Origin of the sequence: Rathayibacter sp. AY1F3 (genome assembly GCF_002931975.1) — a bacterium.
GTDB lineage: Bacteria > Actinomycetota > Actinomycetes > Actinomycetales > Microbacteriaceae > Rathayibacter.
On the sequence record NZ_PSVF01000013.1, the window covers coordinates 1 to 12,748 of the forward strand.

Consider the following 12,748-nt stretch of genomic DNA (forward strand, 5'->3'; position numbering starts at 1 on the left):
CCGCACCGACCGTCCCCGCCTGTCCCTCCTCCGCACCGCCCTGATCGGGACGACGACCGCTCTGCTGGCCGTCCTGGTCGCGGCGGCGCTCCTGTTCCACGCGTCCGGCGGACGCTGGTTCATCGTGCAGACGCCCTCCATGGGCACGGCCGCCCCGGTCGGCACCCTCGTCCTCACCGAGCCGACGGCCCTCGAGGACGTCCGGGTCGGCGACGCGGTCAGCTTCCACCCCACCACCACGCCCGACGAGACCTACACCCACCGGGTCGTCGAGATCGCCGACGACGGCACGCTCCGCACCCAGGGCGACATCAACGGAGCCGTCGATCCGTGGGCCACCGGCCAGGACCAGCTCATCGGAGTCGTCACCACGGCGCTGCCGGTGCTCGGCTGGCTCGTGCGCGGCCTGCCGCTGCTGATCATCGGCGCCGTCCTCGTGCAGCTGCTCACCCGCTTCATCGCCTCGCCCACCCAGCGGGCGTCGATGCGGATCCTCGGCCTCTCGCTCGTCGCGTCCGTCACCGTCTTCGTGCTCCGCCCGCTGGTCGGCATCGTCGTCCTCGAGGCCACGGTCGACAGCGGCACGACGAACGCCACGCTCGTCTCGACGGGCGTCCTCCCCATCCGCGTGAGCGCCGAGGGCGCCGACCCCGTCGACCTGGTCTCCGGACAGGTCGGCCGCCTGCAGATCCCGGCGCACGACGGAGACGCCTACGCCCTCTCCTCCGCTCTGCACCTGCCGTTCTGGGGCTGGGTCCTCTTCGTCCTGCTCTGCGCGATCCCGGTGCTCTACACGGTCTTCGTCGGCCTCCCCGGCGAGCCGGAGCGGACCGCCGAGCGCGGCCGCCGCGCCGCCCGCGAGGAGGAGACGGCATGAGCCGGCACCGCCTCTCCGCCGGCTCGCCGGCCGCGCGGCTGCGCACCCTCCTCGCCCGCCCGAGGTCTGTCGTCGCCGCCCTCGCCGCCGCCGCCCTGGCCGCCGTGCTGCTCACCGCCCCTGCCACCTCCGGCGCGTACACCGCCTCGATCCTGAACTCGACCAACACGGTCGGCAGCGCCGCCGCGTTCTTCACCTGCGACGGCGCCCTCGCCGCCGACCGCGGGGCCGCGCTCTTCGCCTACACGCTCGCGCAGCCGAGCGGATCGACGACCGCGCCCGACACGGACTCCGGCCAGTACCCGGGCACCTACCGCTCCACCAGCCTCTTCCCGACCGCGATGGTCAGCTCCGCCGCGACGCCCAAGGCCTGCCCGCGCGACGCGGGCGGCTCGTGGACGCCGAACGGCACCAACCAGTACCTGAGCACGCCGCTGGAGATCAGGAACCCCGGCACCTTCAGCACCGAGATCTGGTTCAAGACCACGAACGCCGGCGGCAAGCTCTTCAGCTTCAGCGCGGGCGCCACCGCTCCCGGCGGCCAGTACGACCGCCACACCTACATCGGCGCCGACGGCAAGCTCGTCTTCGGCGTCTACAACGGCGCCGCGCAGACCATCACGAGCACCCGAGCCGTCAACGACGGGCTCTGGCACCACGTCGTCTCCACGCTCTCGCCGACGGCGGGCATCGCGCTCTGGGTCGACGGCGTGAAGGTCGCCTCGAACAGCACGTACCGCACGGCCGAGAACACGACGGGCACCTGGAAGATCGGGTACGACAGCCTCGGCGGCCAGTGGCCGAACGTCGGCTCCTCGTACTTCGGCGGGAGCCTGCGCTACGCCGCGGTGTACTCGACGGTCCTCACGCCGGAGCAGATCCAGACGCACTACGCGGCAGGACGCTGAGCGAACGGCCCGGTCGGCGGCGCCTCCGCCGCCCTAGGGTGAGCGGATGAGCACCCCCGCCCTCTCGCGCCGCGCCCGCTTCCACCAGCGGTTCCTCGTGGAGGAGCGCGTGATGGCCCCGGAGGAGCGCCGCGGCCTCGACCGGGCCGGCTTCGGCCTCATCGGTGTCGGCGTCGTCCTCTTCGCGGCCTTCACCGCGCAGGTCGCGAGCGGCACCGGCCTCACCGTCCTCGATCCGGTCGTCGCCGAGTGGTTCCGCGAGAAGCGCTCCGCCGAGGGCACGGTCGTGATGGACGCGCTCGCCACCGTCTTCGGGCCGGTCTACCTGCCGGTCATCATCCTGGCGGTGCTCGTGCTCTGGTTCGTCCTCGCGCGGCACCTCTGGCGGCCGATCCTCCTGGCCGGCGGCATGCTCGTCGGGATGCTCAGCGTGCAGCTGGCCGCTCACCTCGTGATGCGGATGCGCCCGCCGGTCGAGTACATGCTGCTCGGGCCCGACGGGACCTTCTCGTTCCCCTCCGGCCACGTCACCGGCGTGAGCGACTTCTTCCTGATCACCACGTTCCTCCTCGCCTCCCGCCGCTCCTCCCGGAGCTGGATGATCGGGGGCTTCGCGCTCTCGCTCGGGATGATCGCCGGCCAGATCGTCGCGCGGCTCTACCTCGGCTACCACTGGCTGACCGACACGCTCGCCTCGGTGTCGCTCGCCCTGATCGTGCTCGGCTCGGTGATCGTGATCGACACCCGCCGGACCGCGGTCGTGCGGGGCCACGCGGACTGACCGGCGCGGCGCCTCCCTCTGCGGCGAGGAGCAGGCCGCGGGAGCAGGCCCTGTCGTCAGCCCCGGTCGGCCGGATCCTCCTCGGTGACGATCGGCACCGGCTCCGTCACGCCGATCGTGCTGACGATCGGGACGATCCCGGTGCGGGTGAACGGCTCCTCGGCGGCCGGCGCCGGCTCGTCGGGCAGCGGTGCGGGGTCGACCGCGGCCGACGCCGACGGGTCGGACGCCGTGAGGCCGGATCCGCTGCCCGGCGCCGTGACGACCTGCGCGGTGTCCGCCTGCCCGGCCTCGGCGCCGTCGGGGTAGAGGACGTCGGCGGCGAGGGCCTGCTCGATCCCGCGGTCCCGGCGGGTCCGGGCGCGGACCGGCGCCACCGCGCGCACGATCGGGGTGCGCAGGCGGCGGTAGGCGATCCGGCCGAGCGTGACTCCGCCGGCGAGGCCCAGCGCGATCATGCCCGCCTGGAGCAGGAGCTCGATCCCGGCGCTCGGGCCGGCGTTCGAGGTGAGGCCGAGGACGCCGCGGTAGAGGGTGAGGCCGGGCAGGAGGGGGACGATCGCGCACGCGGTCGTCACCACGGCGGGCACCCGCATCCGCTCGGCCAGCATCTCGCCGAGCAGGCCGATCGCCAGCGCCGGGAGGGCGTTGGCCATGAGCGGCGCGAAGCCCGAGGTGGTCAGCGAGTCGGAGACGAGGAACGCACCGGCTCCGGTGAGGGCGGCGATGAGCGCGGGCCGCGGCGGGGTGTGCGACGAGAGCGCCCAGGCGCCGGCCGCGACCCCGGCGCCGAGCACCTGCACAGCGGCCGGCCAGGGGCGGGCGTAGGAGTCGACCAGCACCAGCTCGACCCCGAGCGAGCGCGCGCCGTCGAGCACCACGGCGATCCCGACGACGATGCCCAGCGTCAGCAGCCCGACCTCGAGCAGCCGGCCGCCCGCGGTGATCGGGAACCCGTTGATCGCGTCGTCCGCCGCTCCCACGAACGAGAGCCCGGCGAGGAGCACGACCACCCCCGACGCGACGACGAGCGCGGGCGGCAGCACCGCCAGCTCCACGGGCAGCCGCGGCACGACCGCGAGCAGCACCACCGCCACTCCGGTCGCCAGCGCGGCGCCGGCGATCTGCTGGAAGAAGGCGGGCAGACCCCAGCGGGCGAGGAGCTGGTTGACCAGGTCGATCGCGGCGGCCGTCGCGGCGGCGAGGAGCACGACGAGGGGTCCGCCCCCGAGTAGGAGCGCGACGCCCGCCGCCATCAGCGCGAGCGTGAGGGTGACGACCCCGCGGCGGTAGCGGTGAGGCTGGACGAGGATCGCGTCGAGCCGGTCGTGCGCGGCCTCGAACTGGTGCCGGGCCTCCTCGCGGGCCTCGGCGGAATCGACGGCGTCGGCGACCCGCACCTCCGGCGAGCCCTCGGTGATGGCGGTGACGAGCGCCGTCACGCGGGCGAGCCGCTCGTAGTCGGCGCTGCGGGAGGGGACGACGCGCAGCACGCTCACGCTGGGGGAGTCGTCGCCTCCGTCGTGCACGACCAGGATCGACGTGAAGGTGAGGTCGACCTGGCACTCGATGCCGTAGGCGCGGCACACCCGCTGGATCGTCTCGGTCACCTCGGCGGCCGCGGACCCCAGCGAGAGCAGCGTCTCGCCCAGCCGCACGGCCAGCTCGAGCACTCCGCGGACCGTCTGCTCGGCGAGGAGCGCGCGCTGCGCTCGACGGCTCACCGGGGCCGCGGGCCGCTGCCCGCCGAGCTTGCCGACGACCTGCTGCAGAAGACGAGGAGAGCGCACCGTCCAGGGTAGGCACGCGGGGGCCGGTCCGGGGACGGCTTGCGGCGGCTTTCCCGCGGATGCCCGGGCAGCAGCCCTCAGAAGCAGGCGAGCACCCGGGTCGTCAGCCAGAGGGCGGCCTCGAGCTCGGTGTGCAGCTCCCGGCCGAGGGCGAGCCAGCGCTCCTCCGCCTCGGCGCTCCTCCATCCCTCGAACACGTCGCATCCGGACGCCCAGAGCTCCTGCCAGCGGAGCAGCGGTCCGTGCAGGGCCTCCGGGACGCCGATCGCACCCGGGTCGTCGATCGGGCCGTCGACCGCCCAGAGCGGATACTCCGCGCAGTGGTCCGGGTACAGGCGGAGGTCGGCGAGCCGCCCCTCCCGATCGGCCCGCGCGCGGGCGAGGGTGTCCTCCTCCGTCGCGAACGGCGGGACGATCCACTCGATCTGCGTGACGGGATCGACGACTCGGCGTTCCACGGCTCCTCCTCCGCTCCTCGATGCGCGCACGACGGTAGCAGGGCCGTTCCGCGCCGCATCGGAGGGGGCCTGCCTACACTGGCGAGCGACTGCGTCCGCGAACGGGCGGGCGGGGCGAGGGGTGGGAGCGCATGAGGGTTCACGAGCGTGCGGTGCGGCACGGGCGGCTCCGGCGGCGGTCCGGGGTGCGGACAGTGGTGGTCGGGATCGCGGCGGTGGTCGGCGTCCTCGCTGTCAGCGCCACCTCGCTCGTGGCGATCGCGACGGTGAGCATCAGCCGGAACGTCGCCGACAACGCGGTCGATCTGGGCGTCGCTCCTCCCACCGCCGGGAACGTGCAGATGGGCGCGGTCGAGGGCGGTTTCGACGTCCTGGTGGTCGGCACCGACAACGACGCCACGCAGGGCGACACGTTCGGCGTCCGCGACGACACGCTCAACGACGTCAACATCCTGCTCCACGTCTCGGCCGACCATCGCAGCGCGACGGTGATCAGCTTCCCGCGCGACCTGATCCTGGACCGTCCCGCCTGCACGGACCCCGAGACGGGCGTCGTCACCGAGGCCGCCGCCGGCGTCCCGCTCAACTCCGCGTTCCAGTACGGCGGGCTCGCCTGCGTCAACGACACCCTGCAGCAGTTCACCGGCCTGACGGTGCCCTACGCCGGCTGGGTGTCCTTCAACGGCGTCATCGAGATGAGCAACGCCGTCGGCGGCGTCCCGATCTGCCTCACGGGTCCGATCCTCGACACCGACTCGGGCCTGGACCTGCCCGCCGGCACCTCCACCGTCTCCGGGTCGATGGCCCTCTCGTTCCTCCGCAGCCGCCACGGCGTCGGCGACCAGAGCGACCTCAGCCGCATCTCGTCGCAGCAGCAGTACCTGGCCTCGCTGATGCGCACCGTCCGCTCGGCCGACACCCTCTCGAACATCCCCGCCCTCTACGGGCTCGCGCAGGCGACCTCGTCGAACGTGCACCTGTCGACGTCGCTCACGAGCCCGGCGACGATGATCTCGCTCGCCCTCGCACTGAAGGACGTCGACCTCTCGAAGATGGTGTTCGTGCAGTACCCGGCGCTCGACGACCCGGACTACCCGGGCAAGGTCGTGCCCAACGCCGAGGTCGGCGCCGAGCTCATGAACCGCGTCCTCAACGACCAGCCGGTGACCCTCGCCTCCGACGCTCCGGCGGAGGAGGCGCCCGCGGCGGAGGCGCCCGCGGAGGGCGGCGCGGCTCCGACGGATCCCGCTCCCGTCGCCGTCGACGCTCCGGGCCAGACCGCGGCGGAGGAGACCTGCGCGGTGCCGTCCGACTGACCCGACGGGTCTCGCGACGACGAAGGCGCCCGGGCGGTGTGCCCGGGCGCCTTCGTCGTGCGCGGTGCGCGGCCGTCTACGCGCGGCGGCGGCGGAGCACCGTCAGGGCGAGACCGCCGAGGATGCCGAAGGCGGCCAGGGCGAGCGGCGCGGTCGTCGAGACGCCGGTCGAGGCGAGGACGGCGCGGTGGCCGCCCGTCTGCGCCGCGGGTCCGGAGCCGGCCGGGTGCACTGCGGGCCCGGCGCCGGCAGGGTGCGCCGTGACGGCGGCGACCGCGGCGGAGCAGTCGGCCTCTCCGGCGATCGGGTCCTCCTCCGTCAGCGTGTAGTCGTAGGAGGTGCTCGCCACGAGACCGCTCGACGTGCCGCGGGCGATGACGCAGTAGATCTCGCTCGCCGGGTCCTGCAGCGGGTACTCGCCGAGGGAGATCAGGCTCCAGCCCAGCGCGTCGACGCCGACCTCGAGGCTCGAGCCGCCGCCCGTGAGCGTCTGGCGCGCACCCGAGGTCGAGAAGACGCCGATCGAGACGGTCTCGTCCGCGCCGAAGCCGAGGAGTGCGCCACCGCTGGTGGGCTGTCCGTCCGCCGGGGCGGGCTCGGGCGGAGCCCCCTGGGGCCAGATCCGGATCGCAGTGCGCGAGGGGACCTGCTCGAGCGACGACGCCACGGAGCGTCCGCTGGTCTCTCCCGTGGCGGTGACGGTGAAGGTGCCCAGCTGGTCCGCCATGGTGTCGGCGTCGAGCAGGACGAAGGCCTCGCCCGAGAGCGGGGTCGGCGCGGGGGGCACGAGGGCGGAGGTGCTGCCGTCGGGCGCGGTGAGCGTGACGGACACGTCCTCGCCGCGGTCGAATCCGCGGAACGAGGCGACGACGCCGTGGATCCGGAACTCTCCGACCTGGATGTCCGCACCGGCCGGGAGCACCCCGCCGTCCTCCCGGTTCTGGAAGACGACGCTCGTGTCGGGCTGCGTCACGGTCAGCTCGACGGCATCGGAGGCGACAGTGGCGCCCGAGGCGTCGAGTCCCTCCGCGACGACGGAGATCGTCTCGCCGGGGAGCGGGAGGTGGGGGTCCACCGCGACGCCGTCCGCGTCGGTGGGGAGCCAGTCCTGGAGGCGGAGCTCGCCGGAGGCGGTGATCACGCTGGTGGTGACGGCCTCCTCCGAGTCGCCGTCGCGGAGCACGACGACGGCGACGGTGCCGGGCTGGAAACCTGTCCCGGACACGTCCAGGCCGCCGGCCCAGCCCTCCGCCGACGGGATCGCGGAGAACGCCGAGCCCGCTTCGTAGGTGGTGCGGTCGAGGGCGATCGCCAGGGGCGACTGCGCGCTCTCGACGGGCGCGATGGTCGGAGCCGGAGTGGGCACGGGAGTCGAGGCCGGTTGCGGCGTCGCCGTGGGCTCCGGAGTCGCGATCGGCTCCACGGTGGGAGCCGGCTCGGCCGGTGCAGGACTCGAGGCGGCGTCCGGGACGACCTCGGTGGCCAGAGCGACGGACGGGAACGCGAGCGCCCCCAGCAGTGCCGCAGTGGTGATGACGGTGACGCCGTGGCGTCGTCGCGCAGAGCGCACGATTCCTGCTTCCTCCGAGCCGCTGATCGCGGTCGGCTTCCCCATGAGCGGGGGACGCTCGCCCCCTGTCGCTGAGTGTGTCCTATGCGGAACCTCAGCCGGTGCCGGATCCTGCAACGATCCGATCACGCCGCGCGGCGCGAGGTGACGGTTCGGTCGCGGGCGCGCACGGCGACCCGGACAGACTGGTGGGCGACGCTCCCCGGGGGTGCTCAGACCGGCGGCACGACCAGCAGCAGCACGCCGATCGCGGCACTCATCGCGGCGACCACGCACCAGCGCTCCGCCCGGGTTCCCGCGGGTCCGCGCGTCCGCGCCACGGCGCCGAGACCGATCGCGAGCACGGCGATGCCGACCTGCAGCGCCACGGTGGTGCGGATCAGCGTCCAGGCCTCGAAGACGCTCGCTCCAGCCGATCCCGTGGCGAGCAGCGGCACTCCGCCGACGCCCACCGGTACCAGCAGCAGGCCGGATCCGATCGCGAGCGCCGCGACCAGGTGGGCGAGCACGTCGTCCAGCGCGGTCCGTGGGGGCGCGCCGACCGGCCCGAGAGCGGCGGCGCCGGGCCTCATCGCGACAGTGCGGAGATGCATGGGGCGAGCGTAGGTCCGGACCGCACCCGAGCGGACCCCCTGCGGAGGCCCCTGTCCGGTGGGCATTCCGGAGGAGGATCGGCGCTTTCTCGAAGGTGGTGCGAGGCCGGCGATGATTCCTCGCTCGTCGACTGGAATGCATGCCCGTGCAGTCCGATCGAGCGCCACGGGACGAGCGCGATCGCCTCGAGCGGGAGGAGTGTCTTCAAGGAGCAGAACTACTCAGGAGGAAAGACGCCGAGGCGGCCTGCGAGAAGCGCAGACCGCCTCGGCGGGAAGTACTCAGCCCTTGTCCGCCTGATCGGCTCAGAGAGCGATGTAGTTCCCGTTGTCGTGCAGAAGGAAGCTCTGAGCGCTCTCGGGAACGACGTAAGCGGTGTATCCGGTGAAGCTCGTGCCCGGGTACAGGGTCGGCCCGTCCGACATCGACGGCATCGAGTCGCCGAGGATCACGTACTCGTTGTCGTAGCGATTGCCCTCGGGCGTCGCCAGCGAGAGGTCGAAGCTGGCGAGAGAGGGCTCGACGCCGTCGGGGTCGATGCCCGTCATCGTCAGCTCGACGACGACGTACTTGAATCCTGCGGGCGCCTCGTCATTGAACATGTTGCCCTCCGTCACGAGAGCGCCGGCGTTCGCGTCCACCACCTTCGCGGTGAGGCTGTACTTGTCTCCTCCGAACAGTCCTTCGGCGACGTAGGGCTGGGGGAGCGGCTGCTGCGCGGAACCGTCCGCGGTCGGCTCGGCTGCCTCGGTCTGCTCCGGCGCGGGCTCCGGCTCCACGGCGTCCGCGATGGGCGCCTCGGCCTGCTCGGCAGGCGCTTCCGCGGCCTCCGACGCAGGAGCGGCTGCGGCCGGAGCGGGGTCGGCCGGCTCGACCGCCGCCGTCTCCGACGACCGGGTGTCGGAGGGGACGAGCGCGAGAGTGGTGGCGAAGATGCCGCTGATCAGGGCGACGGCTCCCAGTGCGAGTCCGGTGACAGCCAGGCCCTTCGGCTGCTTCCTCAGCAGGGCGAGAACGGCGAGAGCGACCGCTGCGATGGCGAGGACGAGACCGAGGCCGGGGACCAGACCCGTCAGGAAAGCGAGGATCCCGAGGACCAGCGCGAGGATGGCGAAAGCTGCGGGGCCCTTCGGCTTCGGGGCAGCGGAGGCACCCCAGGAAGCGGCGGTCGGCTGGGTCTGCTGGAAGGAGCCGTAGCCGCCGGGCTGTGCGGGAGGCGGCGGCGGCGCGTCGTCGTGCCAGCGCTGACCGTCCCAGTAGCGCTGCTCATTGTTCGCGTGGGGAGCGGGATACCAGCCGGCGGGCGTCTCGTGGGGCATTCTCGTGTTCTTCCGGATTCTCGATGAGTGATGGCGCAGTGAAAGCACTCGCGCCGAGCGCGTCTTGTGGGGAGTGCTCAGGAGTATGTCAGAAGCGCGTCGAGCGGCCGACAGTCGATCGACGACACTTCTCGCGGAGCATCCGGCGAGAACCGACGGGAATGGATCCTCGAATTCCGCCGCGCCGATATCGCCCGCAGATGCAGAGATCGGGTGCAGGACTCTTCGTGCGCTCTCCGGTCGCGAAACGTGATCGGACGAGGATCGGTCGGCCTCATCGATGCCTCCGCCCGGCACCTCGGCCTCGGGCACCGTCTCGGGCAGGATCAGGGGATGCTCCTGCAGACGATCACCACCGGATCCGGACCGCGACACGTCGGGCTGGTGCACGGTCTCGGCGGGTCGGCGGCGACCTGGGGGCCGTTCGTCGAGCGGCTCGTCGCGACCGGCCGCTACACGGTCACGGCCGTCGACCTGCGCGGACACGGCGCGAGCCCGCGGGCGGGGTCGTACCGGATCGACGACATGGCCGCCGATCTGGTCGAGTCGCTGCCGGCGGGACTCGACAGCGTGGTCGGCCACTCGCTCGGCGGCGCGGTGCTGCAGCGCGCCGTCGCAGGACTCGCGCCCGGCCGGGCCGTCTACCTCGATCCCGGGTTCGCCCTGGCGCTCCCGACGAGCGGCCTCGCCGGACGGCTGTTCTGGGCGGCACCTCTCCTGTCGCTCGGCCTCGCCCAGCTCGGACAGGCGCGGGCGAGCGCCGCGGTCCGCGCCGCCTACAGCCCCCAGACCCGCGCACTCCTCGACGACGCGAAGAAGCGGTTCGACGCGCGGATGGCTGTCGGCGTGTTCCGGGACGTCGCCTTCCACCCGGTCCCGGTCGAGGCGCCGGCGGTCCCGTCGACGATCGTGCTCTCCGACCAGTCGCCGGCGGTGCTGCCGGACGCCCTGGCCGCGCGGCTCGAGCAGCGGGGCTGGCAGGTGCGTCGGCTCCCGGGCGTGCACCACGACATGCAGCTCGAGGATCCGGACAGGACGTTCGCCGCGATCGCGGACGTGCTCTAGCCGCCCCCTCCGCGGGTCGGGCGCCGGTGAACGGGGATTCCGGATGCATCCGTACCTCGCGGATCGAGACGGCGGGCGATCCCGGAGGCCCGCCCGCCGTCCTCCTGCGCCCGCCGTCAGCGGACGGTCGTCGCGGCGGTGTCGGTGTTGCTGCGGATCGACGGGTCCGGCGTCCTGACCGAGAACGCGGCGGCGAAGGCGGTCGCGGTGCCGGTGCCGGTGGCCGTGACGGTGATCCTCTCGGTGACGGTCCGCCCGTTCGCGAGACTCGAGCGCGGGAAGATCACGATGCTCCCGATGCGGCTGTACGAGCCCGTGGCGGAGACGAACTGCACCGTCGGGGGGAGGACCACCTTCGAGAAGACGGACGTCGACGCGGAGGGTCCGGCGTTCCTCGTGATGAGCGTGTACGTGAACGTCCTCCCCTTCACCGCGGTGGTCGGAGCGGAGACGTCGACCCGCAGGTCGGCCCGCGTGGTCGCCTTCTGCGGAGAGACGGTCAGAGTGCTCACCGCCTCGACGGTGCCCGCCGAGTTCGCCGCGCGGAGGGTGAAGCCGTAGGTCCCCGCGGTGGTCGGGGTGCCGGTGAGGCGCCCGGAGGCGTCGAGGGCGAGTCCGGGAGGCAGAGTGCCCGACGCGACGGTGACGACCGGCGCCGGGGATCCGGTCGCCGTGTACGTGAAGTCGTAGGCGGAGCCGACCACGCCGGCCGCGGCCGTCCCCGAGAGGGTCGGAGCGGTCGCCGCCTGCCCGACGGTGAGTGTGTGGGGCGCGCCGGTGGTGGTGCCGAAGGTGGTGCGGGCGGACACGGTGAAGGAGGACGCCCCCTCGACGGTCGGGGTGCCGGAGAGGACGCCCGCGGAGGTGAGGGTCAGGCCGGCCGGAAGGGACCCGGAGGCGAGCTCGAACGTCGACGCGCCGCCGGTGGCGAACGTGTAGGAGAAGGGCGCTCCGAGAGGCGCCGTCGCCGGAGGGGCGTCGGCGGTGAAGACGGGCCGAGCGCCGAGGGCGAGGCTGTGGAAGCTGCCGCCGGACACGGCGGTGGCGCCGGTGAGTCCCGCCGGCACGGAGGCCTCGCCGAAGCCGTCGTAGCCCCAGGCTGTGACGGTGCCGTCGCGGCGCAGAGCGATGCTGTGGTACCCGCCGGCGGCGACGGCGGTGACGTCCGCGAGGCCGCCGGGGACGTCGGACTGGCCGTCGCTGTCGCTGCCCCAGGCGACGACGGTCCCGTCCGAGCGCAGCGCGAGGCTGTGGGAGGCGCCGGCGGAGACGGCGGTGACGCCGGTGAGTCCCGCGGGCACGTCGGTCTGCCCGAAGGCGTCGTCTCCCCAGGCGGTGACGGTGCCGTCGCGGTGCAGCGCGAGGTCGTGGAAGCGGCCGGCGGCGATGGCGACGACTCCGCTGAGCCCGTCCGGAACGGTCGCCTGTCCGGAGAAGTCGTATCCCCAGGCGGTGACGGTCCCGTCCCCGTGCAGGGCGAGGTTGTGGTAGCCGCCGGCAGCGATGGCGGTGACGTCGGCGAGCCCGTCCGGCACCGTGGCCTGCCCGTCGCCGTCGTCGCCCCAGGCGGTGACGGTCCCGTCCCTCCGCAGGGCGAGGCTGTGGTTCACGCCGGCGTCGACGGCGACGACGTCGTCCAGACCGGTCGGCACGGTGGCCTGCCCGCTGCTGTCCTCGCCCCAGGCGGCGACGGTGCCGTCGCTGCGCAGGGCGAGGCTGTGGGAGCCGCCCGCGGCGATCGCCGTCGCGTCGGTGAGCCCAGCCGGCGCAGCGACCTGCCCGCTGGAGTCGTCACCCCAGCCGACGACACCGGTCGCAACGGGAGCCGCGGCGACCGCGGACAGGGGAGCCGTGGTCCCGAGGAGGAGCGCGACGGTCGCCGTCAGCGCGAGCAGGCCGAGCGCCGGCCGAGGCCTCGTCCTCCGCTCAGGGGTCGAGCGGGCCGTGCCGGCGTCCGGGTCGGTCGGGCGGGAGGCGGAGGGAGAGCGCATGCTGGAGCCTTCGATCGGGTCGACCGTGGGCGGCCGTCTCCGAACAGTGGCACCCGGTCCCACCGCCGACAACAGCCTC

At 73.5% G+C, this 12,748-nt stretch carries 11 protein-coding genes; 5 read left to right on the plus strand and 6 right to left on the minus strand.

What is annotated here, in order from left to right; all coding sequences use genetic code 11:
• The 3 genes from C5C39_RS17475 to C5C39_RS09300 all read left to right on the plus strand — a co-directional run.
• On the plus strand, positions 1 to 877 hold an 877-nt coding region (locus C5C39_RS17475), incomplete at its 5' end, for a S26 family signal peptidase (RefSeq protein WP_104353199.1).
• Positions 874 to 1,785: a LamG domain-containing protein gene (locus tag C5C39_RS09295; protein ID WP_104353200.1), complete on the plus strand. Its 912-nt coding sequence runs from the start codon at positions 874 to 876 to the stop codon at positions 1,783 to 1,785. The genes C5C39_RS17475 and C5C39_RS09295, both read left to right, overlap by 4 nt.
• 46 nt (positions 1,786 to 1,831) lie before the next feature.
• On the plus strand, positions 1,832 to 2,566 hold the full coding sequence (locus tag C5C39_RS09300; protein WP_104353201.1) for a phosphatase PAP2 family protein: 735 nt from the start codon (positions 1,832 to 1,834) through the stop codon (positions 2,564 to 2,566).
• Between the two features lie 56 nt (positions 2,567 to 2,622).
• On the opposite strand, the gene C5C39_RS09305 is transcribed toward C5C39_RS09300, so the two are convergent.
• Together C5C39_RS09305 and C5C39_RS17480 are read right to left on the minus strand one after the other, a co-directional pair.
• A complete protein-coding gene (locus C5C39_RS09305; RefSeq protein WP_181136358.1) occupies positions 2,623 to 4,356 on the minus strand; it encodes a threonine/serine exporter ThrE family protein in 1,734 nt (577 codons plus the stop codon).
• 77 nt (positions 4,357 to 4,433) lie between these two features.
• On the minus strand, positions 4,434 to 4,814 hold the full coding sequence (locus tag C5C39_RS17480; RefSeq protein ID WP_104324363.1) for a hypothetical protein: 381 nt from the start codon (positions 4,812 to 4,814) through the stop codon (positions 4,434 to 4,436).
• Between the two features lie 194 nt (positions 4,815 to 5,008).
• On the opposite strand from C5C39_RS17480, the gene C5C39_RS09310 reads away from it, so the two are divergent.
• Positions 5,009 to 6,130 carry an LCP family protein gene (locus C5C39_RS09310; RefSeq protein ID WP_181133464.1) on the plus strand — a complete coding sequence of 374 codons (1,122 nt, stop codon included), beginning with the start codon at positions 5,009 to 5,011 and terminating at the stop codon, positions 6,128 to 6,130.
• Positions 6,131 to 6,206: 76 nt separating this feature from the next.
• On the opposite strand, the gene C5C39_RS09315 is transcribed toward C5C39_RS09310, so the two are convergent.
• From C5C39_RS09315 to C5C39_RS09325, 3 genes are all read right to left on the minus strand, one after another.
• Positions 6,207 to 7,745, minus strand: a complete 1,539-nt coding sequence (locus C5C39_RS09315; protein WP_104353204.1) for an LPXTG cell wall anchor domain-containing protein — start codon at positions 7,743 to 7,745, stop codon at positions 6,207 to 6,209.
• Between the two features lie 167 nt (positions 7,746 to 7,912).
• Positions 7,913 to 8,293 (minus strand): hypothetical protein, encoded by a 381-nt coding sequence (locus tag C5C39_RS09320; protein WP_104353205.1) that lies wholly within the window; start codon positions 8,291 to 8,293, stop codon positions 7,913 to 7,915.
• Between the two features lie 306 nt (positions 8,294 to 8,599).
• Positions 8,600 to 9,613: a DUF2510 domain-containing protein gene (locus C5C39_RS09325; protein ID WP_104353206.1), complete on the minus strand. Its 1,014-nt coding sequence runs from the start codon at positions 9,611 to 9,613 to the stop codon at positions 8,600 to 8,602.
• Positions 9,614 to 9,946: 333 nt separating this feature from the next.
• On the opposite strand from C5C39_RS09325, the gene C5C39_RS09330 reads away from it, so the two are divergent.
• The gene (locus C5C39_RS09330) at positions 9,947 to 10,678 is read left to right on the plus strand and encodes an alpha/beta fold hydrolase (protein WP_104353271.1); all 732 of its coding nucleotides are present in this window, start codon (positions 9,947 to 9,949) and stop codon (positions 10,676 to 10,678) included.
• Positions 10,679 to 10,794: 116 nt separating this feature from the next.
• Here the strand turns inward: C5C39_RS09330 and C5C39_RS09335 are convergent, their stop codons facing one another.
• Positions 10,795 to 12,669 (minus strand): putative Ig domain-containing protein, encoded by a 1,875-nt coding sequence (locus C5C39_RS09335; RefSeq protein ID WP_104353207.1) that lies wholly within the window; start codon positions 12,667 to 12,669, stop codon positions 10,795 to 10,797.
• Positions 12,670 to 12,748 lie beyond the last annotated feature (79 nt).